This is a genomic window from Bacillus sp. FSL R10-2201 (genome assembly GCF_038008665.1).
Lineage (GTDB): Bacteria > Bacillota > Bacilli > Bacillales > Bacillaceae_G > Bacillus_A > Bacillus_A mycoides.
Genome location: NZ_JBBOZP010000001.1, coordinates 1,756,061 through 1,780,629 on the forward strand (window position 1 = coordinate 1,756,061; position 24,569 = coordinate 1,780,629).

The 24,569-nt window shown below is 35.1% G+C and carries 23 protein-coding genes and 1 other annotated feature; of the genes, 19 read left to right on the top strand and 4 right to left on the bottom strand.

Features of this window, described 5'->3' with window-relative positions; translation table 11 throughout:
* Positions 1–325: 325 nt before the first annotated feature.
* The 4 genes from NSQ69_RS09160 (at position 326) to NSQ69_RS09175 (ending at position 4,971) form a co-directional block, all read left to right on the top strand.
* On the top strand, positions 326–1,570 hold the full coding sequence (locus tag NSQ69_RS09160) for an N-acetylmuramoyl-L-alanine amidase (protein WP_341099187.1): 1,245 nt from the start codon (positions 326–328) through the stop codon (positions 1,568–1,570).
* 255 nt (positions 1,571–1,825) lie between these two features.
* Positions 1,826–3,205: an S-layer homology domain-containing protein gene (locus tag NSQ69_RS09165; protein WP_078203068.1), complete on the top strand. Its 1,380-nt coding sequence runs from the start codon at positions 1,826–1,828 to the stop codon at positions 3,203–3,205.
* A 196-nt stretch (positions 3,206–3,401) separates the two neighbouring features.
* Positions 3,402–4,664 (top strand): MFS transporter, encoded by a 1,263-nt coding sequence (locus NSQ69_RS09170; protein ID WP_341099188.1) that lies wholly within the window; start codon positions 3,402–3,404, stop codon positions 4,662–4,664.
* Positions 4,665–4,692: 28 nt separating this feature from the next.
* Positions 4,693–4,971, top strand: a complete 279-nt coding sequence (locus NSQ69_RS09175) for a hypothetical protein (protein ID WP_341099190.1) — start codon at positions 4,693–4,695, stop codon at positions 4,969–4,971.
* 19 nt (positions 4,972–4,990) lie between these two features.
* On the opposite strand, the gene NSQ69_RS09180 is transcribed toward NSQ69_RS09175, so the two are convergent.
* Positions 4,991–5,455, bottom strand: coding sequence for a hypothetical protein (locus tag NSQ69_RS09180; RefSeq protein WP_016126764.1), 465 nt, complete (start codon positions 5,453–5,455; stop codon positions 4,991–4,993).
* An 89-nt stretch (positions 5,456–5,544) separates the two neighbouring features.
* On the opposite strand from NSQ69_RS09180, the gene NSQ69_RS09185 reads away from it, so the two are divergent.
* From NSQ69_RS09185 to NSQ69_RS09200, 4 genes are all read left to right on the top strand, one after another.
* The gene (locus NSQ69_RS09185; RefSeq protein WP_016126765.1) at positions 5,545–5,853 is read left to right on the top strand and encodes a hypothetical protein; all 309 of its coding nucleotides are present in this window, start codon (positions 5,545–5,547) and stop codon (positions 5,851–5,853) included.
* A gap of 327 nt (positions 5,854–6,180) precedes the next feature.
* Positions 6,181–6,993 (top strand): polyphosphate kinase 2 family protein, encoded by an 813-nt coding sequence (locus tag NSQ69_RS09190; RefSeq protein ID WP_002126756.1) that lies wholly within the window; start codon positions 6,181–6,183, stop codon positions 6,991–6,993.
* Between the two features lie 532 nt (positions 6,994–7,525).
* A complete protein-coding gene (locus tag NSQ69_RS09195; RefSeq protein ID WP_002064764.1) occupies positions 7,526–7,861 on the top strand; it encodes a YrdB family protein in 336 nt (111 codons plus the stop codon).
* Positions 7,862–8,015: 154 nt separating this feature from the next.
* A complete protein-coding gene (locus NSQ69_RS09200; protein ID WP_002126758.1) occupies positions 8,016–9,284 on the top strand; it encodes an MFS transporter in 1,269 nt (422 codons plus the stop codon).
* Between the two features lie 57 nt (positions 9,285–9,341).
* Here the strand turns inward: NSQ69_RS09200 and NSQ69_RS09205 are convergent, their stop codons facing one another.
* Positions 9,342–10,325: a ketoacyl-ACP synthase III gene (locus tag NSQ69_RS09205; RefSeq protein ID WP_113708699.1), complete on the bottom strand. Its 984-nt coding sequence runs from the start codon at positions 10,323–10,325 to the stop codon at positions 9,342–9,344.
* A gap of 182 nt (positions 10,326–10,507) precedes the next feature.
* On the opposite strand from NSQ69_RS09205, the gene NSQ69_RS09210 reads away from it, so the two are divergent.
* The 6 genes from NSQ69_RS09210 (at position 10,508) to NSQ69_RS09235 (ending at position 16,753) form a co-directional block, all read left to right on the top strand.
* Complete coding sequence (locus tag NSQ69_RS09210) at positions 10,508–11,059, top strand: hypothetical protein (RefSeq protein WP_016126767.1); 552 nt, start codon at positions 10,508–10,510, stop codon at positions 11,057–11,059.
* Between the two features lie 480 nt (positions 11,060–11,539).
* Positions 11,540–12,799: a GTPase HflX gene (gene hflX / locus NSQ69_RS09215; protein WP_078203073.1), complete on the top strand. Its 1,260-nt coding sequence runs from the start codon at positions 11,540–11,542 to the stop codon at positions 12,797–12,799.
* A 290-nt stretch (positions 12,800–13,089) separates the two neighbouring features.
* Positions 13,090–14,301, top strand: coding sequence for an MFS transporter (locus NSQ69_RS09220; protein ID WP_033730393.1), 1,212 nt, complete (start codon positions 13,090–13,092; stop codon positions 14,299–14,301).
* Between the two features lie 10 nt (positions 14,302–14,311).
* On the top strand, positions 14,312–15,229 hold the full coding sequence (gene cysK, locus NSQ69_RS09225) for a cysteine synthase A (RefSeq protein WP_002126763.1): 918 nt from the start codon (positions 14,312–14,314) through the stop codon (positions 15,227–15,229).
* 93 nt (positions 15,230–15,322) lie between these two features.
* Entirely contained in the window at positions 15,323–15,835 is a 513-nt protein-coding gene (locus NSQ69_RS09230) for a GNAT family N-acetyltransferase (RefSeq protein WP_050000209.1), read from the top strand.
* Positions 15,836–15,928: 93 nt separating this feature from the next.
* On the top strand, positions 15,929–16,753 hold the full coding sequence (locus NSQ69_RS09235; protein ID WP_003188604.1) for a DUF4037 domain-containing protein: 825 nt from the start codon (positions 15,929–15,931) through the stop codon (positions 16,751–16,753).
* A 41-nt stretch (positions 16,754–16,794) separates the two neighbouring features.
* On the opposite strand, the gene NSQ69_RS09240 is transcribed toward NSQ69_RS09235, so the two are convergent.
* Positions 16,795–18,429: a putative polysaccharide biosynthesis protein gene (locus tag NSQ69_RS09240; protein WP_341099193.1), complete on the bottom strand. Its 1,635-nt coding sequence runs from the start codon at positions 18,427–18,429 to the stop codon at positions 16,795–16,797.
* 220 nt (positions 18,430–18,649) lie between these two features.
* Positions 18,650–18,872, top strand: a binding site (T-box leader).
* A gap of 298 nt (positions 18,873–19,170) precedes the next feature.
* On the opposite strand from NSQ69_RS09240, the gene NSQ69_RS09245 reads away from it, so the two are divergent.
* The gene (locus NSQ69_RS09245; RefSeq protein WP_002126767.1) at positions 19,171–20,514 is read left to right on the top strand and encodes a sodium-dependent transporter; all 1,344 of its coding nucleotides are present in this window, start codon (positions 19,171–19,173) and stop codon (positions 20,512–20,514) included.
* Positions 20,515–20,552: 38 nt separating this feature from the next.
* Here NSQ69_RS09245 and NSQ69_RS09250 read toward each other — a convergent pair whose 3' ends face one another.
* On the bottom strand, positions 20,553–21,257 hold the full coding sequence (locus NSQ69_RS09250; RefSeq protein ID WP_002126769.1) for a polysaccharide deacetylase family protein: 705 nt from the start codon (positions 21,255–21,257) through the stop codon (positions 20,553–20,555).
* A 326-nt stretch (positions 21,258–21,583) separates the two neighbouring features.
* On the opposite strand from NSQ69_RS09250, the gene NSQ69_RS09255 reads away from it, so the two are divergent.
* The 4 genes from NSQ69_RS09255 (at position 21,584) to NSQ69_RS09270 (ending at position 24,500) form a co-directional block, all read left to right on the top strand.
* Positions 21,584–21,847 carry a CD3324 family protein gene (locus NSQ69_RS09255; protein WP_002012161.1) on the top strand — a complete coding sequence of 88 codons (264 nt, stop codon included), beginning with the start codon at positions 21,584–21,586 and terminating at the stop codon, positions 21,845–21,847.
* Between the two features lie 155 nt (positions 21,848–22,002).
* The gene (locus NSQ69_RS09260; RefSeq protein ID WP_002126773.1) at positions 22,003–22,689 is read left to right on the top strand and encodes a DUF421 domain-containing protein; all 687 of its coding nucleotides are present in this window, start codon (positions 22,003–22,005) and stop codon (positions 22,687–22,689) included.
* A gap of 110 nt (positions 22,690–22,799) precedes the next feature.
* Positions 22,800–23,441: a FusB/FusC family EF-G-binding protein gene (locus NSQ69_RS09265; protein ID WP_002126776.1), complete on the top strand. Its 642-nt coding sequence runs from the start codon at positions 22,800–22,802 to the stop codon at positions 23,439–23,441.
* A gap of 162 nt (positions 23,442–23,603) precedes the next feature.
* Positions 23,604–24,500 carry an RCC1 domain-containing protein gene (locus tag NSQ69_RS09270; RefSeq protein ID WP_341099195.1) on the top strand — a complete coding sequence of 299 codons (897 nt, stop codon included), beginning with the start codon at positions 23,604–23,606 and terminating at the stop codon, positions 24,498–24,500.
* Positions 24,501–24,569: the final 69 nt, after the last annotated feature.

Consider the following 24,569-nt stretch of genomic DNA (forward strand, 5'->3'; position numbering starts at 1 on the left):
ACGAATCTCTCCTCTTATAAAGTGAAACTTTAATCAGTGGGGGGTTCTTCATCTCCCACTGATTATTAGCCCTCACCAATCGGGCTTTTACGGGCAGTTGATCACCCACCTAACTTCTTTGCTTTCGCTGAATTTTGAGGTGGGGGTCTTACTGCCCGTTAATGCGGGATGAAATGAGTCTCTTATAGTTTAACTATAGTTATTTGTTCCAAAAAATACAATAATAAGACAAAATTATACAAAATGCAATTGACTATTACTAATTTTCAGAATTATAATTAGTCTGTTATATAAAAACATTGTACTTGAGAGGGGAATATATTCTATGAAAAATAGAATAATCGCAGCAGCAGTAATCGCAGCTAGTATATTATCTTATTCATCTAGTAGTTTCGCACAAATAAAAACGTTTCCAGATGTCCAAGCAGGGCACTGGGCAGAAGATTCTATTAACTACTTAGCAGAAAAAGGCGCAGTTACAGGTAACGAGAAAGGAATGTTCGAGCCTGGAAAAGAGATCACTCGTGCAGAAGCAGCTACAATGATGGCTAAAATCTTAAACTTACCATTCGATAAAGATGCTAAACCATCTTTCGGTGACTCTCAAAACGGATGGTATACCCCATACATCGCAGCTGTAGAAAAAGCTGGTGTTGTTAAAGGGAAAGGCCCAGGCGTATTTGATCCAACTGGGAAAATTGACCGGGTTTCAATGGCCTCTCTTATTGTAGAAGCTTACAAATTAGATTCTAAAGTAAATGGTACTCCAGCAACTAAATTCAGTGATTTAGAAAAAAGCTGGGGGAAAGCAAAAGCTAACATCCTAGTTGAATTAGGGATTTCTGTTGGTACTGGTGATAAATGGGAGCCTGAAAAAATTCTAACTAAAGCAGAGGCAGCTCAATTTATTAAAAAGGCAGATTCTCTTAAAATAGGTAACCCTTTAGTAGAAAAGGTAGTTATTATTGATCCTGGTCATGGAGGATTTGATCCAGGGAATCCAGGGCAAGGTGTAGAGGAAAGTGAAATTGTATTTGATATATCTTTAAGATTACAGCAATTGTTAGAAAAAAATACACCTTTAAAAGCTTTGTTAACACGTGAAGAGAACGGAAATCCAGGAAGTAACAAGAATGAGTCTCTTGTGAATCGAGTGAAATTTGGTCAAGAGAACAATGCAGATATATTTGTAAGCATTCATGCAAACTCTTCTCAAAATCATGATGGTTATGGAACGGAAACATATTATTATAAAAAATCCAAGCGTGGAGAAGAGACACAGATTGAAAAGGATAGCGAAGTATTAGCGAAAAAAATTCAAAAGCGAGTAGTAGAGGCACTACATACAAGAGATAGAGATATAAAAGATGATCATTCGTTTTATGTAGTAAATAAAAATACAGTACCAGCAGTTTTAACAGAGCTTGCCTTTATTGATAATAATATAGATAATGGCAAATTAGCTACTGAATCAGGAAGACAAATTGCTGCAGAGGCAGTTTATGCTGGTATTTTAGATTATTATGACTGGAAAGGTTTCAATGTTTCAAAGTATCGTTTAGCTAAATAAAAAATATCGTTTGCTAAGCCCATCTTCTATATAGAGATGGGCTTTTCATATGAGTTTGTATAATTTTGTATCGAAATAACAAGATATATCGTATTATGCTGATTATAAATAAAATAATGGTAGATTAGTTTATTTGTATCACGTATACTTTTACTGTTGACTAATTAAGAGTTTGTTAGTTTAATAGGGAAAATTTTATTGAAAAGGGAGGCAAGTTAACACGGGACAAGCATATACATAACGTGTTAAAAAAATATGAAAAAAGTTATTTCTAATGTGTTAGCAGTGACAGTCGCACTTCAAGTAGTGATGGCTCCGGCAACTTCATTTGCAGCTGAAAAGGAATTTCCAGACGTTCCGAAAGATCATTGGTCGTATAAAGCAATTACTAATTTAACATCAAAAGAAATTATTGCAGGATATGATAATGGTAAGTTTGGATTCGGGGATGTTGTAAATCGTGAGCAAGTAGCCGCATTAATATATCGTGCATTAAAACTAGAAGCGAAAAGCGAATATAAAAATCCATACTCTGATATTAGCGAAGGAACGACAATGTTCCAAAATGAAATTTTAACTTTAACAGATATGGGGATTTTCGTAGGTGATGGTAAAGGAACATTTAGACCGAAAGAATCTTTAACTCGTGCTGAAATGGCTGTGATTTTACAGAAAGCTTTTAAACTAAAAGTAAAAGCTAATCATACATTTAATGATGTTTCGAAAGATCATTGGGCAAATGATGCGATTAGTGCATTAGAGTCTAACGGCATTGCTGCAGGTAATGGAGCAGGTGCATTTAATCCAACTAGTGTTTTAACACGTGAAGAATATGCACAATTTTTATTTAATGCTATGGCATCATATATCAATCTAGATGTAACGTTACCATCTAATGTAACAGCGCAAGAGATTGAAGATTTTATTGGGGAATTTCATTCTGACAGTCCCCTTATTGGAAATGGACAAGATTTTATTAAAGCACAAAATGAGTATGGTGTGAACGCTTTATATTTAGCAGCACATGCGATCTTAGAATCTGGGTACGGAAAATCAGAAATTGCATATCGTAAACATAATTTATTTGGGCTAAAGGCATTTGATTGGGATCCATTCGCAAATGCAAAATATTTAACGTCTTACGGGCAAAGTATTTCGTACAATGCTGATTATGTAAGAAAGAACTACTTAGAGAAAGGTGCTCCTCATTTCAATGGTTACACATTACCTGATATGAATGAAAAATATGCAACAGATAAAGCATGGGCTGGAAAAATTGCTAATATTATGGAACGTATTAAGCCTTTCAATAACAAAGATTATCAAAATGTAAAACGATTACCGAAAAACCCTAATACATTAAATGTAGATGCATTAGGCGAAACAATTCCATATAAAGATTATGCAAAAGACGCAAAAACTACTGTTCAGTCGGTAGGATCTTACTATCAAGTTCCATTCCCGTTTAACAACCCAATTAAGAGTGTACCAAACGTTACACAAAATGAAGTTGGAAAACTAGAAAATGGTACAAAAGTAAACGTATATCGTGAAGATCCAAATGGCTGGGTAGAATTCTCACTTGAAAATGCTCCAGAAAAATATTGGACATTGAAGAAGAACTTAAAATTATAAAGTGGAAAGGTGTTTTCATATATGAAAACACCTTTTTTATTTATATTCAACACGTAATATTTGTAGATTCATTATGATTTTCTTTTTTATATTTTTACCAATAATTTAACAGTTCATATATAATTAAAGGTAATAAAGATTGAATTTTCTGTGTTTAATCTTAGGTATTAACTTAATTTGAAAAGAGGAGAGAGATATGCAAGGAGAAATACCAACAGAGAAAAATTTAGGTTATGTCGGTAAATTATTATTGCCAGTTAAAGTGTCACCACACTTCAAGTTTTTATGGATTGGACAATTACTTTCGACTTTAGGTAGTTCGATAACGATGGTTATTCTGCCAGTCGTTGTATATTCATTAACTGGTTCAACAGTTGTAATGGGAATGACTATGGCAATGTACATGCTTCCTAATATTCTTGCGTTACCGTTTGCTGGATTAGTCGTGGATCGAATTGACCGGGTGAAATTGATGTTATTTACAGATATAATCCGCTGCATATTAATGCTCTTATTTGCAACACTTATATTTATGGACGTTTTAACAATTCCACTTCTATATGTACTCGTAGCGTTATATGGACTTATGGAAGGGATATTTCAGCCGGCGTATTCAGCTGTAAGAGCAAAAGTATTTGTACCGGAAATTCGAAATGCAGCTAATGCATTAACGCAAATGAGTAATCAAGGAATACGACTAATTGGACCGGCTCTTGGAGGATTGATCGTTTCAGTTGCATCCGCCGGAATAGGATTTGATTTGGATGCAGTAACATATTTGCTATCATTTTTATGTTTATTATTTTTAAGAGAACTAAAGTTTAATAAAGTACAGAAATTTGAAAGAAATAAAATCAATTACAAAAAAGATTTTATGGAAGGGATTCTTGTTCTAAAGAGTCATCCATGGTTGTGGATTACCATTCTAGTCTTTTCTTTCGTTAATATTTGTTATGCTGGCGTAATCGTTGTATTAATTCCATGGTTGTTTAATGTTCATCATCATTTTGAAGCTTACGTGTATGGCTTAGGTATGGCTGCTTCTGGTGCTGGAGCTGTAATTGCAGCACTAATTTTTGGTGGGAGGCAGCGGTGGCATAAGAGAGGATTACTTGCGTATGGTGGTGTTTTAATTAGTGGAATGGCGTTATTAATTATGCCTTTCGTTTCTTGGGCACCGGCCTTAATTGGATTAATGGCAATTGAAGGATTCGGTATTATGATATTTGGGCTTATTTGGGAAACAAGTTTACAAGAGCTTGTACCAGAAGAAGCTTTTGGAAGAGTGGCAAGTCTTGATATGTTAGGCTCATTTGCTTTATTACCATTAGGGTATGTGGTGGTAGGCTGGTTAGCTACTGTAATAGGTGGAAAGATAACAATTATAATGCTAGCTATTTTAGTACTCATAACAATTGGAATGGCATTGTCTGTACCAAGTATTCGGCGGTTCGATTGATTATGTAGGCAAAAAGGGGGGATGGTATATGACTATAGAAAACCTACATGATTTAGTAGTACATGAGTTGGGATGTAAATACGTTTTGGGAGAAAAGGTATTTGAAGCAAGGAATTTCACGGTGTATATTGCTGCTCCTATAGAAAATAAAATGACATATAATCGACTCATCTTAATTAAGCATTTGTCTAATGAAGAGCCTTCCATACATGTTTGGGACAAAAAAATCTGTGTAGACGCTACAAAAATACATATTGCAAAAGAAGTGACAGAAGCAATTCAAACGGGTTTTGTAAATAAAGAGTAAGCCCTAATCAAATTAGGACTTACTCTTCATTAAACACAAATGTTTGCTTCATTTTTTTACTCTCATGTACTGGATGACCGTTGTAAGAGAAATTCTTTTCTTCCCAAGTAATGACAACTTTAAAATTATGGCTATTAAAGTCTAATGGGAATACCATGTAGTCAAAGCTTGTATGACTTTTTGAAACGTTGTTATTAGATGAAGTAGGATTAAAGGTAGCTTTAGATGTAGGTGTGTTATCAAGTATTTCCACCGATACATTTGCAACATCATTACCAATATTTTTTAAGAGTAAACTATACGTATCATATACACCTTGTTTTGGCTGCACGGCTTGCTTGTTTGAGTTATGAGATTTGTCAATTTCGATATACCACTGTTTAGACTTTGACGCAACTGGTAGTGATTGAAATGTGTATGCACTAGCTTGTATTGGTAGTGCTAAGCAGATTAGTGCAAAGAGAGAAAATATTTTTCGTTTCATCTTTAGAGAGCTCCCATTCTTTAAAGGATTTATTTGTTATTATCTTCTCTTTTTAAGATAATATACCATGTAGTTTAGGGGAGGGTATATTGAAAGAATTAGTAAGTATGGGAAGCAGCATGTTTCTACAACTGTTATTTTTGTATATATTTATTTCTGTTGTTTTATTGGAACTCAATCCATGGTATGCGGTAGTGGTTTATGTGGCTATTGCTATAATCAGTCTTCTGCTAGGAATATACTCGATTGCTTTCTCTATGAAGAGTAGCTTGAATACTATTTTTCTAACACTACCAGGTGGAATTATAATAACATTATTTTCAATATTAATTATTGGATTTACAGTGTTTGCTTACTTTTTACGAGAAGGAGATATTCCGCCTGTAATTCGTTTGTAGTATAAGTGAATCGATAGAGCTCCTATCTTTTCGTTATTAATCTTCCCAAGTATGTCACACGCACATTTAAAAAAACAAGGAAACTGTGTAGAGATTTTTCGGCATAGTTTCCTTATTTTGTTTTTTTGATTAATAATAAATGCTTGCTAAAGGATACGAAAAAGCATATCAGGGGGATTAATTTATTAATATAAAGTAGCGTCCAACTTATAAAAGATAGATATAGGTGGAGGGGTACGAGTATTAGTTAAAAGAGATATTAATATGAAAAAATTACCAATAAATATGTTAAAATAACATTGTCATATAACAAGGGGGATTCGTTTGATGGAAAAAGAGCATCTTGCTAAAGTAGATTTAACGAAAAGAATTGAATCAAAATCTAAGTACAATAAGAAACTTGAAAAATATCAAATGCGCTTATTGGCACTACAGCAAATATTAAAAGAAGAGAAAATAGCCGTTATGATGGTTATGGAAGGTTGGGATGCGGCAGGTAAAGGCGGAGCAATTAAGCGAGTGACTGAACATCTTGATCCACGCGGATTCCAAGTAAATCCAATTGGAGCGCCTGCTCCTCATGAAAAACGGTATCATTATTTGCAACGTTTTTGGCGGAAACTGCCTCAGTACGGGCAAATTACTATATTCGACCGTTCATGGTATGGGCGTGTATTAGTTGAACGTGTTGAAGGCTTTGCTACAAACGAAGAGTGGACGAGAGCGTATGATGAAATTAATGATTTCGAAAAACTATTAACAGATGATCATTACATAATAGGAAAGTTTTTCTATCATATTAGTAAAGATGAGCAGTTAAAGAGATTTACAGAAAGAGAGAACAACCCTCTTAAAAGGTGGAAAATTACAGATGAAGACTGGCGAAATCGTGAAAAATGGGATGAGTATGTCGAAGCAATAGAAGACATGTTTGAAAATACAAATAAGCCGAATGCAAAATGGCATATTATCGCGAGTAATGATAAATTATACGCCCGTTTGAAAACATTGAAAGTAATTATTTCATTAATTGAGGATTATTTCTTAGAGCATAATATAGAATTACCTTCTTATTATAATGAAATAAAAGAAGGAAAGAAAAAGAAAATTGAATCTGTGCAAGATGCAGGAGTCAAATAGTAAAAAGGTTTGTATAGGAAATATGAAGGGAAGCTGTCTTGTAATTTGGTAAACCCAAATTACAAGACAGCTTTTTAGTTGGAAGTATTTTATATATTTATATAAAGCGAGTGTACCAATTATTTTAGTTTGTGCTGTAGTAAGTTTGTTGTTTTAGGAAGGGGAAGCTTTAAGAAAGAGTAGTAGGGGAATAGGCTAAATATGAATCGCATTTTAATTATGGAACGTTAGCTGTCAAAAAAATTTATAGAGTTATTTTGGGAACTCCTCGGTAATGGGCGAAACGTAAACCGTGGAGTTCTTTATTTTGTGATTATAGGCATATGTATCACTGTCATTAAGTATTTGCTTTCATTCATTATCCGTCAAGATCAAGTTTTTGAAGTTTAGAAAGGTAAACTGAATTATATTAATAAGTTGTATAATTGTTTTTTTACATGTCATGAATGGGCACGTATCAAGTTCAAATAACGGATGCATAATATTATTTTCATAGGATTTTAAATATATTTTTCAAAGGGGTGTTCTTTAAATGTTTATAAAACCTATAAATTTAGCGATTCGATTTTTTCTAGAATTATGTGCTCTTGCATCACTATGTTACTGGGGCTTTCAATTTTGGGAAAGTGTATATGTGAAATTTATTTTTGGCATTGGCTCACCACTACTTTTTGCGACAATATGGGGGATTTTCATTGCACCTAAAGCATCATTAAAGCTGCCAGAACCATATAGGTTTATGTTGGAAATTATATTGTTTGGAGTTACCTCAGTTGCTCTATATGTTGTTGATCAAATAACCTTAGCTATTATTCTTGGGATGGTATTTATAATAAATCGCACTTTAATCATTATTTGGAAACAATAATTTTTTTGCTAAGTTTCTTCACGAAAGGAACTTAGCCTTATTTAAGGTGTAGGAGTAACGAAATATGGATAAATTTAAGCGCTTTAAATTTTGGGATTTTGTTGTTTTATAGTACATTAACAAGAGATATTAGTTTCATAGGGAGGGTGAGGAAATGATAGATACAGCAGATGCTTTAATAAGTAAGCGTATGTATACAGAAGAAGAGCAACAAAAATTATATAAACGAACGTTAATAATCGTAAGTATTTCACAAATGTTTGGCGGAGCGGGATTAGCTGCTGGAATTACAGTAGGTGCACTTCTTGCACAGCAAATGCTTGGGACGGATGCGTATGCAGGATTACCGGCTGCTATGTTTACAATGGGATCTGCGGTAGCGGCTTTCTTTGTTGGGAAGTTATCGCAAAAATATGGTCGCCGAATAGGACTTGCAACAGGGTTTATAATAGGGGGACTAGGGGCTATTGGAGTTGTATTGGCTGCGTTAACAAATAGTATTATTCTTTTACTAGTTTCTTTACTCATATACGGTGCAGGTACAGCGACGAATCTACAAGCTCGTTATGCTGGTACCGATTTAGCAGATAAGAAGCAGCGAGCAACTGCTATTAGTATTACGATGGTTATGACGACTTTTGGTGCGGTGGCTGGTCCGAATTTAGTAGGTGTAATGGGGGATTTTGCTGATTCAATTGGAATTCCTAACCTTGCTGGTCCGTTCATATTATCAGCAGCGGCATTTATACTTGCGGGTCTTGTTCTTTTTGTTATGCTTCGTCCAGATCCGTTAATTATTGCTAACATAATAGAAAGATATAAACAGGAACATACATATAAAGGGCAACCAGTAACAGAAGAAATAATAGAGAATAAGCGTGGTGTTACCGTTGGAGCAATCGTTATGATACTTACTCAAATAGTGATGGTTGCGATTATGACGATGACGCCAGTTCATATGGGACACCACGGTCATGGTTTAAGTGCAGTAGGTCTCGTGATTGGTTTTCATGTAGGTGCAATGTACCTTCCATCGCTTGTTACAGGAATGTTAATTGATAAAATTGGCCGTACTACGATGAGTATAGCTGGTGGGATGATTTTACTTGCAGCGGGTGTCATAGCTGCGATAGCACCGAGTGATTCTTTATTATTATTAATTGTTGCTCTTTCTTTACTTGGATTAGGATGGAATCTCGGATTGATTTGTGGTACAGCACAAATCGTTGACTCCACAACTCCTTCTACACGTGCTAAAACACAAGGGAAAATAGATGTTTTTATTGCGTTAGCCGGAGCTTCAGGTGGAGCGATGTCAGGAATGGTAGTAGCTAATTCCAGTTATGCGGCATTATCATTAGCGGGAGGGGCTGTAGCCCTACTGCTTATTCCAGTTGTGATATGGTCTCGGATAGGTAAATAAATTTCATGAAATTAAAAAGAGGTTCTAGTTATTCCCTAGAACTTCTTTTTAATGTATTTAACTTAAATCCCATGCCACAATAAGCCCTAAATGCGTAAGCCCACCACCAAATCCGTATAGCAAAAGTGTGTCTCCGTTATTTAATCTTCCTTTTTTTCTAGCTAAATCTAAAGCGAGTGGAATAGAGACGGAAGATGTATTCCCCATATCTTCCACACTCGTTAATGTTTTTTGAATAGATATTTTTGATTTTTCGCAAATAGATTCAATCATTCTTAAGTTAGCACTATGTGGTATGAACCAGTCTATATCATCTATTTGCAAATTTGCAGTATGTAATAGTTCTTTTATGCTGTATGGTACTGTTCGTACAGCCCATTTATATACTTCTCTTCCATTTTGAACAATTTTTTCACTTGTTTGTAGTGGTGTGCCATTCATAGTAGTAGATAAGTTTGTTCTGTATAGATGAATGCCACCGTCACCGTTTGTTCCCATGTGAGCAGCGATAAAGCTTGGTTTGTTTTCATCTCTTTCTAATAAAATAGCTCCAGCGCCATCACCGAACAAAATACAGGACGTTCTATCGGTGTAATCAGTAACTTTAGATAATGTCTCTGTCGCTATGACGAGTACTTTTTGATGTGATCCAGAAGTGATTAAGCTATTACCGACATGCAGTCCGTATGTGAAACCAGCGCAAGTCGCATTTAAATCAAAAGCTAGTGTATGAGGTATGTTGAAGTATTGTTGTATTTGGCAAGCAACACTAGGGAAAACATAGTCAGCAGTAGTTGTAGCGACGATGATACAGTCAATATCCTCTAAGTTTTTCTTATATGTTGTACACAAATTTTCGATTGCTTTAATGGCTAAGTGTGAGGAGTATTCGTCTTCGTTAGCAATTCTTCTTTCTTTCATGCCTGTTCTTTGTACAATCCATTCATCATTCGTATGGACCATCTTTTCTAAATCGTTATTAGACAATACTTGATCTGGAACATAAGTACCAATTGCGGTAATACGAGATTTAGAATTCATAGGAACATCTCCTAACTTATTTTTATAACCTGATACTAATATCAGGTTATAAAAATGTCAATAAAGATTTTCTGTTTAATAAAATTAATATATTTTAATAAATAGAAAGGGATTTGAGGAGTGATGTCCAAATAATATACGGAAAGCTTCTAAAATTGATACTTTGAAGGGGTCTGAGATTCTTGAAAAGAATCATTTATTTGTTGTCTCTTGTTTTAATTTGTAGCTTTACTTTTTTTATTTTGCCAGAGAAATCTTATGCTTGTGACTGTATTAATGTATCACCAGAAGATGCATTTCAAAAAAATGATGTGGTGTTTGAAGGTAAGGTGTTAGAAGTTCAAGAGAAAGGTGAAGGCGGAATTAAAACATTATTTGAAGTGAAGAAAATTTGGAAAGGGACAAGTTCTTCGCGAATTATTATATATACAAGTGTAAGTAGCTGTGCATTTCGTTTTGCAGAGGGAGGAGAGTACTTAGTCTTTTCTTCTTATAGAGGAGAGGAAAAGTTAGAGACATCTATCTGCAGTGGAACGAAGAGATTAGATGAGGCAGAGATTGAGAAAAATGCTTTAAGTCATATTGCAAAAGAGTCGGTTCCGACGAAGAAAGTGGATTTAAAAGATGAAATGGTAAGCGGTTTAAGTTGGTGGCAAGTAACTATCATTTCTATAGGTGTGTTATTGTTAATTGCTGTTGTTATTTTTATTGTGAGAAGAACTCGCAAAAAATGACGATTAAAGTAAAAATATAAAGATTTTCTTTCTGTTTCTATAGGTGGTTTAATCTTGTGAAAGCGAATTACTTATGCTACACTTTATGTAACTTAAAATGAACGGAGGGGCTTCCTTTGATCTTAATCAGATTACGTCTCAATACTTTGTGCCAATAATTGAATAGCGCTCAAAGGCTCTGTCTGTGTACAGAGTGAACGGGATTGGTCTGCCTATTTTAAAGGAACCCTTTATTAAGCTTATATGTGAAAAAGAGGGAGGGACGAATACGCCCTCTTTTTGTTTTGCCTTTATAAATAGAATGGGATAGTATAGGTGAACACTTGTTGGATACGTATACTATCTTGGGACTTTTTGACCATGTATAGGACGAAAGCACTGCTTTCTTCTATTTCTTTGGTGAACCCTTATCCGTTTACGAAAACACAGGCAGTGACCTGTGTTTTTTATTTTGCGTAATCGAAATGGAGGAATAAATATATGGAAGAATTATTACAAAGAGCAATATTAGTTGGAGTGAATTTAGGTAAGGAAGCTGATTTTGCATATTCGATGGAAGAGTTAGCAAATCTTACGGAAGCTTGTGATGTGGAAGTAATCGGTCAAGTGACGCAAAATTTACAACGAGTAAATCCGTCGCATTATATTGGAAAAGGGAAGATTGAAGAAGTAGCAGCGTATGTGAAAGAAGCAGATGCAAATATGGTCATCTTTAATGACGAATTATCTCCTTCACAAATTCGAAATTTAGAAGAGGATTTAGATTGTAAAGTAATTGATCGTACCATTTTAATTTTAGATATCTTTGCGCAACGTGCGAAAACGAAAGAAGCGCAGTTGCAAGTAGAAGTGGCCCATCTTCAGTACATGATGCCTCGTTTAATCGGTCTTCGTGAATCTTTAGGAAGACAAAGCGGGGGAGTTGGCACGAAAAATAAAGGTGTCGGTGAGAAGAAGTTGGAATTAGATCGTCGTAAAATTGAAGAACAAATTGCGGCTCTAAATAAAGAATTAGAAGCACTTGTTGCACAGCGCCAAACGCAGCGTAAACAACGTAAGAAAAATGAAATTCCAGTTGTGTCGTTAGTAGGATATACGAATGCAGGTAAATCAACGATAATGAATACAATGCTTAAAATTTTTAATGGTACTGTAGAGAAACAAGTATTTGAAAAAGATATGTTATTTGCGACGTTAGAGACATCTGTACGAAATATTGATTTGCCGGATAATAAATCATTTTTATTAACGGATACTGTTGGATTTGTAAGTAAGTTACCGCATCATCTTGTGAAAGCATTCCGTTCAACGCTAGAGGAAGTGGCGGAAGCAGATTTACTTATTCACGTTGTAGATTACTCAAATCCCAATTATGAGCAATTAATTGATATTACAAATGAAACGTTAAAGAAAATTGGCGTGGAAAATATCCCGACGATATATGCATATAACAAATCAGATTTGGTAGATGTTGAAATTCCGAAAGTGCAAGAAGATCGCGTTTATCTATCTGCGAAGAAACATGTTGGAATTAAAGAGCTTGTAGAAGTAGTTCGTTCACACATTTATAAAGAGTATACGAAGTGTGAAATGTTAATTCCGTATGATCAAGGGCAGGTAGTTTCGTATTTCAACAATCATGCACACGTTTTATCTACGAGTTATGAAAACGAAGGTACGAAAATGGCACTAGAATGTAAGACGAGTGATTATGAGAAATATAAGCGTTTTTCTATTTAATAAAAAAAGGCGATCCTAATATGTTTTAGGATCGTCTTTTTCTTCATAGTTGCAAGCCTTCCTTTCGTCCTGCCTTAGTATAAAAGAAAATACAAAGAGTTCATATAAATAAATCCGACAAAGCAGATAGAAAAAACATATTTTTTTAGAAGTTGAATTTCTGGAAAAAGAAATGAAACCAGTATAGAATAGAAATGTTTCAAAACTCAGAATTTTTTCTGATTAAAGTCTAAATTTATTACACTAACTGTAATAAATATATATTTTGTACAGGAAGGAGAAATACACATATGCAGGCAGTTTCACAAAAAAATACAGTAGAAACACCGACAATATATCGAATATTATTTGCGATTAGTTTCGGACATTTTTTGAATGATTCGATGCAAGCGGTTGTGCCCGCGTTGTTTCCTATTTTGGAAAAAACGATGAATTTATCCTATATGCAAGTAGGGTGGATTGCGTTTGCGTTAAATATGACGTCATCGATTATGCAGCCGGTTTTTGGGATGTATTCAGATAAGAAGCCGTCACCATTTTTATTACCGCTCGGTATGTTTTCGAGTATGCTTGGGATGATTGGACTCGCATTTGCACCGAACTTTATAATTGTTATTATTTCTGTTTTATTTATTGGATTAGGTTCCGCGGTCTTTCATCCAGAGGGCGCTCGTGTTGCTTATATGGCAGCCGGTGCAAAACGAGGTTTAGCGCAAGCGATTTATCAAGTTGGAGGAAATACAGGGAATTCTCTAGCACCTATTTTTACAGCATTAATTTTCGTTCCGCTCGGTCAAATTGGTTCTTTAGGCTTTACAGCCTTTGCAGCAGTAGGAATTGTATTGTTAATTTCTGTGTCTAATTGGTATAAAAATGAATTAGCAACTGGTGCTGTAAGAAGGAAAAAGAGGGCTGCGCTTGAGGCGGAAAATGCAATTGTAAGTACGCACATTAAATTCGTTATTATACTTCTTGTTTTTCTTACTTTTGTACGTTCTTGGTACGGTGCTGGTATCGGGAATTTCTATCAATTTTACTTAATTGAGCATTACGGTTTATCTATAAAAAATGCGCAATATTTTGTATTCGCATTTATGATTGCTGGTGTATTAGGTACGTTCTTTGGTGGTCCGTTAGCAGATAAATTCGGTAAGAAAAAGATTATTGTCTTTTCGATGCTCGGTTCAGCGCCGCTTGCACTATTGTTACCTCACGTTTCTCTTATGTGGGTTGTACCGTTATTTTTATGCATTGGATTTATTAGCTCTAGTAGTTTTAGTGTAATCGTTGTATATGCACAAGAACTTGTTCCAGGGAAAGTTGGAATGGTGTCAGGATTAATTGTCGGTCTTGCGTTTGGTCTTGGAGCATTAGGTGCTGTAGTCCTTGGGAAATTAGCTGATATGTATAGTCTTCAATTTATTATGCTATTATGTAGTGGTTTACCATTAATTGGACTTACTTCATTGTTACTGCCAAATGATAAGAAAACGATAGAATAGGGGATGCGCTATGAAATTATGTGAAAACGTTACAGAATTAATAGGAGATACACCTGTCGTCCGATTATCTAAATTTATTCCAGAGGACGCAGCGGATGTGTATGTAAAACTGGAAATGTTTAATCCGTCACGCAGTGTGAAAGATCGCGCTGCCTATAACTTAATTCATATTGCTGAGGAACATGGTCTCATTAAGCCAGGTGATACAATTATTGAACCGACAAGTGGAAATACAGGAATTGGCTTAGCGATGAATGCAGCTGCTAAAGGGTATAAAGCTATTTTAATTATGCCAGATAATATGTCCAAAGAGCGTATTAATTTATTGAAAGCATACGGCGCAGAAGTAGTTTTAACACCAGCAGAACAAAGAATGCCAGGAGCAATTGCGAAGGCGGTAGCGTTACAAAAAGAAATTCCAAATAGTTTTATTCCGCAGCAATTTGAAAACCCAGCAAATCCGAATATTCATCGTTATACGACTGCACTTGAAATTTATGAACAAATGGATGGAGAACTTGATGCATTTGTAGCAACCGCAGGAACAGGTGGAACAATTACAGGGACCGGTGAAACGTTAAAAGAGAAACTACCAAACTTATATATTGCCGTAGTAGAACCGAAAGGATCACCAGTGTTATCTGGTGGTGTTCCAGGCCCTCATAAACTAGTCGGAACAAGCCCAGGGTTTATTCCAAAAAACTTAAATACAGAAGTGTATAACGAAATTATTCAAATTGCGGATGAAGAAGCATTAACTACAATGAGAAACTTAGCAAGACAAGAAGGCTTATTAGTAGGACCATCTTCAGGAGCTTCTGTGTACGCAGCAATTATGATTGCAAAACGCTTAGGTGCTGGTAAAAAGGTTTTATGTATTGCACCTGATACAGGGGAGCGCTATTTAAGTATGGGGCTATTTGAATAAAAGTGATAGAAGCCCTTAATAGTAAGGATGAAAATCCCCTATTAAGGTGTTTCTTTTAGAAAAATAGATAATGGGTGAGTGGGGAGAATGACAATGAAGCTATTGAAACCAACATACGAATATAGCGAACAAATTATGGAGTATAGGCAGGCATTTTTACATTCAGGAGAAGAACCGCACGGTAGTTGTTCTTTACAAAATTTCGATTCTATTGGTGAATGGTTTGAAAAAGTATGTACACAAGAAGAAGGAAAAAATTTACCATCTAATCGAGTGCCATCTAGTCAGTTTGTTAGTGTTGAGAATGGAAAAATAATAGGTTTTGTGAATATTCGACACCGGTTAAATCCAGAGTTATTGTGGGAAAGCGGTCATATCGGTTATAGTGTTCATCCGAATAAACGTCGCCAAGGTTATGCAACTGAGCAACTGCAACTTTCATTGGCTGAGGCGCAAAAATTCGGGTTGAAGAAAGTGCTAATAACTTGTGATAAAGCTAATGTTGGTTCGGCTAAAACGATTCAAAAGGTTGGCGGTGTGCTAGAAAATGAAGTAGTTTCTTCTAATTCTGGCGAAATTGTTCAGCGTTATTGGGTAGAAATATGATTTAGTGGAAATTTGAAAAGGTAATATAATGTTTAATATCGAAATAGATAAATGAAAAGTAAGGGGAGTACTGCAGTTTTAGGGGGAAATGCAATGGGATTAAAAGAGAAAGCGATAGAGGTGTCGGAGATTTATAGGCAAAACCAGAAAGTCGAAGCTATTATTTTAGCAGGATCTGTAGCGAGAAAGTTAGAAGATGAACATTCAGATATTGAATTACATATTTTATGGTCAGAACCACCAGAGGATGAAGAGCGTCTAGGTCCAATTAATAATATTGGTGGAACGATTTTGTCATATCATCCTTACGAGGACGAAGAATGGTCGGAAACGTATTTGACGAAAGAAGGAATTAAACTAGAGATTAGTAACTTTTTAACATTGACAGTAGAAAAAATTATTTCAGAAGTTATAGAGCAGTATGATATAAATTATGAGAAACAATGTATTGTATCATCGGTTCATGATGGTGTGAGTTTGTATGGAGAAGTAAAAGTACATGCTCTAAAAGAAAGAGTTGAAGCATTTCCAGAAGAACTGGCGAAAAGGATGATTTCAGAAAACCTTTGGTTAAGCAATCGTTGGCATAATCGAGAGGCGCTTTTAAAACGAAAAGACTGGCTTATGCTTTATGATGTTATTTGTGAAGTACAAAGGGATTTATTCGGTGTTTTATTCGGTTTGAATAGAATGTACGTGCACCATCCTGCATTTAAATGGATGGCTTATAATGTAGAGCGTATGAATATTAAACCTGAAAATCTATATGAGCGTATGGCGGATACGCTGATAGGGGAACCAGAGTATAGTGTACAGGAGTTAGAAGTGTTGATCGAAGAGGTATTACATTTAGTAGAACAATATGCTCCAGAATTAAATATTGCTGAACAACAAAAGCGCATTCAATATGCGAAGTAAAAAAACAAGAGATGTAACAACGCGTTACATCTCTTGTTTTTTTATTTTACTAACTTTCCTAATACAGGTAATCGTCGAATCCTATCACCGAGAATATGCGAAGCAAGTCCACTCGTTAATACGAATAAAAGATAAACAAGTCCTCCTGCTGATGCGCATATAAATACAATAATCAGTGATTCTACATAAGATTGGCCAGGAATAATCCAGCTTATAAATGCTCTTAATACGATCACAACAGCAGACATTGCTGCGGAGTAAATCGTAATAAGAAATACTGTTTTTGCTGTTTCGCCAATTTTAAATTTCGCAAACTTAACGATGCAGTACAACATAATAATATTTGAAACGAGATATCCGAGAATTGTTCCAAGTACAGCACCATGTCCACCGAATAAATGTAAGAGCGGTGTGTTCACCACAATTTTAACGAGAATACCGGCTGAGAATGCAATCATTGTTTTTCTTTGATAATCAATTCCTTGTAATATAGCAGCTGAAACTGTGAAAATTGCACTTAATACAGCAGAAGGTGCAAATGAAATTAAATATTGTGATCCACCAAGTGCAATTTCAGGATTTACATAAACCATGCGGAATGCATCGTAAGCGATACTAGCAAGACCGAATGCGGCTGGGATAGTGAAGAATAATAATACTTGAAATATCTTTGAAATTTGTCCTTGTAATTCATCTAGCTTCCCGCTTGTAAATGATTTCGTTATAGCCGGAATAATTGTTAATGAGAATCCAGTTGCAAGTGAAGCCGGAATCATAATTAACTTTTGGGCATAGTTCGTTATATAAGCGAAAACTGCATTCGCGGTTTCTAAAGGTTCTCCCATTGCTCTAAGGACATCAGCTACGGTATATTGATCTACTAACGTATAGAGCGGGATTGCAATGCCTACAAATACAATTGGAATTGCATAACGTAGTAATTCCATATAAATACTTCTTAACGGAATGTTTGATGATCTCGTTTTCAGCTCACCTTCAGGAGGTTTTAATCCATTATATTTTTTCCAGTACATCATTAAAATAGAGACGCTTGCAAGTGCCCCGATAACAGCACCAAATGTAGCAACTGCAACAGAAGAAGCTACTGAACCTCCTAATAGTTTTGAGACGATAAAACTACCAACTAAAATGAAAACGACACGTGCGATTTGTTCTACGACTTGAGAAACAGCACTTGGTTTCATATGTTGAAAACCTTGGAAATAACCACGTGTAACACTCATAGCTGGTACGATAATAAGCGCGAAGCTTAATGCTCGCATTGTAAGTGTTACGTCTGCGATAAATTGTGGATCTGGTGTTTTCGAGCGAATAATAAATTGTGATATGTACGGTGCTCCAATAAATAAAGTTAAAAATCCTAAAAAGCCCATAAGCATCATTAATTTTACGCTCGAGTTATACAATTTTTTACTTGTACTATAATCACCAAGTGCATTATGTTTTGCAACAAATTTTGAGACGGCAATAGGAATACCAGCTGTTGAAAAGCTTAATAAAATACCGTACCAAGAGTATGCGTATCCATATAAAGCGACCCCTTGCGTTCCAACTAATAATTGAAAGGGGAAAAAGTATATAAAACCTAAAATTCGTGAAATCATTGTTGCACCACTTAATAAAGCGGTACCTTTTAAAACTTTTGAAGTAGACAAAATTCTTTCCTCCTACTCGTGCTGTCTTGCATTTATCGTATACTACTATAAACCTGCTAGAGAAGTTAATACAGTATAAACCATAAATGTTCTAATACTATTCATACAAAAGTCATATTTTGAATCTTTAAATAGAATGTAATGCATAAAAATTCGAAATATAAGTTGACACTATTTTTAATGTATGATAAAAATGATAGTAATCAATTCGGAAAATAATATTTGGGCAATGAAAGGGTATAGTAGTGAATATCTCCCTATTTCAGAGAGCTGATGGTTGGTGTGAATCAGTATATAGATTATTCATGAAGTTCGTCCTGGAGCATCTTTCATAAATCTCACATTATGAGGAAATGAAAGACGGTAGTTTATACCGTTATCAAATAAAGTGGTGAAGATTGTTTCACAACTAGGGTGGTACCGCGATATTTATCGTCCCTACGTATTTACGTAGGGACGTTTTTTATTTAGGTCCTAATTTTGGTGTGGCTTCATAACTAGGGTGGTACCGCGATATTTTATCGTCCCTACGTATTTGCGTAGGGACGTTTTTTATTTAGGTCCTAACTTTGGTGTATCTTCACAACTAGGGTGGTACCGCGATATTTTTGTCGTCCCTACGTATTTACGTAGGGACGTTTTTTATTAGGGAGGAAGTGAACGTATTAGAAAAGAGTATGGATAGAACAATATAAATACCGGATTGTAAAACAGAAAAAGATAAAGAGAGGAGATTAACAAATGAATTCACAGCAATGGACATCGAAATTAGGTTTCGTATTAGCTGCAGCAGGTTCAGCAATTGGTCTAGGGGCGATTTGGAAGTTCCCGTATATGGCCGGAATTGGAGGGGGCGGCGCGTTCTTCCTTATTTTCATCGGTTTCACATTATTAATTGGTTTACCGCTATTATTAGCTGAATTCGTTATCGGAAGAAGTACACAAAAAGAGGCTGTTGATGCGTATAGCGAAATCGCACCAAAAACACTATGGCCTTGGTTGGGTAAATTAGGGATTGTAACTTGTTTCATACTACTTTCTTTCTACAGTGTTGTAGGGGGATGGATTTTACTATATTTATGGAATGCAATTACAGGTAGACTATGGGAAGGAAATGGGGCATACGAAGCTACGTTTGGTGAAATCATTTCCAATCCATATTTAGCAGTTGGATCACAGCTATTATTCATCCTTATTACTATTTTTATCGTAAGTAAAGGTGTACAAAATGGTGTTGAAAAAGTAAATAAATATTTCATGCCAGCATTATTCGTATTATTCTTTGTACTAATTGTTCGTGCACTTACTTTAGACGGTGCTGGAGAAGGAGTTCGATTCTTCTTACAACCTGATTTCTCAAACGTAACGTCAGAAATCATTTTATATGCAATGGGGCAATCGTTCTTCTCACTATCTGTTGGTGTAGCCGTTATGGTAACGTATAGCTCGTACTTACCGAAAGAAGAAAGTTTACCGCGTTCAGCATTTTCTATCGTAGCTTTAACGCTTGTGATTACATTACTTGCAGGACTAGCAATTTTCCCAGTTGTATTCGCATTTGGAATGGAACCATCTCAAGGACCGGGACTATTATTTATCGTATTACCAGCTATTTTCAGTAAAATGGCGTTCGGAAAATTATTCTTCATTGTTTTCTTATTACTATTCTTCTTTGCTACTATTACATCAGCAATTTCGATGTTAGAAATTAGTGTTGCGTCTTTAACAACTAAAGGTAAAAGTAAAGGGAAACGTGAAAAAATGGCATTAATTGTTGGCTTGTTAATCTTTGTTGTAGGGGTTCCATCAGCCTTATCGTTTGGTTTGTTAAGTGATGTGAAACCATTTGGGAAAACAATTTTTGATTTAGCAGACTATGCGGTTAGTAACATACTAATGCCACTTGGTGTTTTATTAGTTTCCATCTTTGTCCCTTTAAAAATGAAGAAAGATGTATTAATGAAAGAGCTTGGTGTAAGTAAAAATAAAGGCTATAAACTATTCGTATTATGGTTATTCTTACTTCGCTATATTGCACCAATTGCGATTATTATCGTATTCCTAAATGTGCTTGGAATTATATAAAAGAAAGGTAGCGTATCGAGATATGATACGCTACCTTTTTATTTTGCTTTTTTTTGCAATTCGTTTACTGTCACGAATTGATAGCCCTTTTTAGATAAAGAGTCTAAAATACCTTCAATAGTTTGCAGATTTTCATTAGATTCATCGTACATAGGGTGCAATAAAATGATAGAACCTGGTTTTACATTTTTACTAACATATTCAATTTTATCAGCTGTAGATGTATAAAAAGTATCAGGTTCAAGGTCCCATGTGATTGTTTCGATATTATTTTTATTTAAATAATAGGGCAGACCAATTAGCTTTTTACCGTTAGGTGGTCTAAAATCAATTTCGCCTGTAAATCCTGTTTGGCGGATTAATGAATTCGTTTTTTCTATTTCTTCTTTAATAAAAGAAGGTGTTTTAAAAACCATTCTGTTATGAGAATATGTATGATTTCCAAGTTGGTGTCCAGAGTGTACGATAGCTTCTCCTAACGATAGGTTTTTCTCTAATTCATTTCCGATTAAAAAGAAAGTAGCTTTTGCATTGTATCGATCTAGTAGCGGTAATATTTGTTTAACATTGTTAGTAGGACCATCATCAAAAGTTAAAGCAATCACTTTTTCATTTGTTTCTACTCGGTTTGTTAAACCTCCAAACAATTGAAAACTTCTTGCGTTCATCAATTTGTATGTTCCGAATAATGCTACAGTAATAATGAATAATGTAACGATTGTAATGATTATATTCTTTTTCATAACGCAACCTCACTATACTTTTGGATTGGACTAAAAAGTATTATATCAAACTAAGTAACTTCGTGCTTTAAAAAGGATGTGGATGCAAGGGGAAGAAATTTATCATATAATAAAATGCAAAAGGTATATTAGGAGGTATTGATATGGCGATTACAATTCAATTGCCAGACACTGCAGCGTCTCATGCAAAGCCAAGTATGGAAATGGCGATACTTTGCGTGGGGTAGACAAGTAATATACAATCGCCTAAATGAGCTCGTATCATTTTTTATATTTGGCTTTGCACCTTATTGAAATGAACCATAAAAAATAAGGGGCGAGCAGAAATGAAATATGTTAAAGCTGCGACGGTTTTACCAGAAAGTTTAATTGCTGAAATTCAAAAGTATATACAAGGTGAAACAATTTACATTCCAAAACAAGAAACAAAACATTATAAGTGGGGTACACAATCTGGAGGAAGAAAACAACTAGATGAAAGAAACAAAGCTATTAAAGAAGCGTTTAAAAGTGGAATTTCCATTCATCAACTTGCGGAGGAGCATTTTCTTTCCGGAGAAACGATTAAAAAGATTGTGTATTCTAAATGAAAATAAAAGAGTCTAATTCAATTATTAAATTGAACTAGACTCTTTTTGTTTTGTATCTATTGGATATGAATGGGCAAGATAATAGAAAAAATGTGCCGGCTTTTTACTAAATAGAATATAGAGCATTTGAGTGAAAAGCAGAAAGGTGAGCATATATGAATCATCTAGGACAAATAACGATAGAACTATTTTTTGGTTTTTTTGTGCTATTGATTGCTACTAAAATATTAGGGAAGACACAAATATCTCAGTTAACGCCATTTGATTTTATTTCTGCCATAGTTCTCGGAGAATTAGTAGGAAATACTATATATGATCCGGAAATAAAAGTATGGTCTATTTTATATGCAGTACTTGTATGGGTAGTGTTAATTTATACAATAGAAGTGATAACGCAAAAATTTAGAGGGACGAGAAGTTTTTTTGAAGGCTCTCCGTCAATCATTATCCGTAATGGATATATTGACCGGGAACAACTAAGTTCAAATCATTTGGACATTAATCAACTACAACAAATGCTAAGACAACAAAAAGATATATTTTCAATCCGAGAAGTTGAATATATGATTTTGGAACCTAATGGAAACATAAGTGTTCTGAAGAAAAGCAAATATGAATCTCCTACTATAAATGATTTAAGTTTAAAACATAAACCTGTATACTTACCGATTTCATTAATTAGTGATGGAAAAGTAGTGAAAGATAATTTGAGGGAAGCAGGTTTTGATGAAGGATGGCTTTATAAACAAATAAAGCAAAAAGGGATTACTAAATTTGAAGATGTATTATATGCAGAATGGAAAACAGATGATGGTTTCTTTTGTCAGGAAATGCCTCGGTAGAACATAGTCAGAGTATGTAATGTTCATTTCTAAGTTATCTTTTACATATCAAAAAGCTGAATCATTGTATACAATAAGACTAGATCAACAATTTGTATGGAGTGATAAAGATGGAAGCTTTTATTAGAAGTGATCAATACAATTTTATAAAGTCACAAGCTTATATTTTAGCAAATGGGCATGCAACGGCAAATGATAGAGGTGTAATTCAAGCGTTAAAATCACTTGCGATTGAAAAGATAATACATGTATTTGAGAATTTAACGGATGAACAGAAAGAGTTAATTGATACGGTATTAACAGTTCAAAATAGAGAAGATGCAGAATCGTTTTTAATGAAAATAAATCCGTATGTCATTCCGTTTCAGGAAGTTACAGCACAAACATTAAAAAAATTATTTCCTAAAGCGAAAAAATTAAAACTTCCTGATATGGAAGAACTGGACATGAAAGAATTATCTTATTTAAGCTGGATTGATAAAGGGTCAAGCAGGAAATTTATTATAGCGAAAAATGATAAAAATAAGTTTGTTGGTCTGCAAGGAACATTTCAAAGTTTAAATAAAAAAAGCATTTGTTCATTATGTCATGGGCATGAAGAAGTAGGAATGTTTTTAGTTGAAATTAAAGGTGATGTACCAGGAACTTTCGTTAGAAAGGGAAACTATATTTGCAAAGATGGTGTAGCTTGTAATCATAATATGAAATCGCTTGATAAGTTACAGGATTTTATTGAGAGACTAAAGAAATAAAATAGAAGACCTCTAGTATTTAAACTGGAGGTTTTTATTTTTGAAGAAGAAGTAATAGGTTCCTTTGGAGATGTAGATTTATAAAAAAGTTAGTTCATTTATAATGAAATTTGATGAAAATATCTATTTGGATACAGTTGCTTATATGCAAGGAGGTAAAACATGAATTACATTTCACCGAAAGAAGAGGTGTTAAAAGTGAAACGGTGGCCTAAAGATACGATAGCGGCGGGTCGTGGTCATACCGTTGCTCTTAAATCAGATGGCACGGTGGTAGCAATGGGACGAAATAAAGAAGATGAATGCCATGTAAGCGGCTGGTGTAATATTGAAGCAGTCGCAGCGGGCAATGTTCATATGGCGACGAACACGGGTAATGCTCATACAATCGCTCTTAAATGTGATAATACTGCGGTTGCAGTGGGGTGGAATAAGCATGATCAATGTGATGTAAACGACTGGCATAATATTGTATCGGTTGCGGCGGGCTGGCGTCGTACCTTTGGCCTGAAACCGGATGGCACGGTGATAGCGGTGGGACGAAATAAAGAAGGAGAATGCAATATAAGTAGCTGGCGTGATATTGTGGCGATAGCGGTGGGTGACTGGCATACAGTCGGTCTTAAATTGGACGGAACGGTGACGACTGTGGGTAATAATCGGTATGACCAATGCAATGTAAGTAGCTGGCATGATATTGTGGCGATAGCGGCGGGATATCTTCATACAGTTGGTATTACATCTGACGGTATGGTGACGGCTGTGGGTAATAATAAACAGGGTCAATGTGATGTAAGAGAGTGGCGCAATATTGTGGCAATAGCGGCAGGGAGTAATCATACAATCGGACTTAAATTAGACGGTACCGTGGTGGCAGTGGGCTGGAATGAGTATGGTCAATGTAATGTAAGTGATTGGCGCGATATTGTAGCGATAGCGGCTGGTTGTGCGCATACGGTCGGACTTAAATCAGACGGCACGGTGGTCGCGGTAGGTAATAATGAATTTGGCCAATGTGATGTAGGTAACTGGAACGGTATTCGACTGCCGGTTAATTAGTTTTAACGACTGGATGATTCAACCATTTTATTAGTTTTAATATTTGTTGATGAGGAATAAAAATATTAA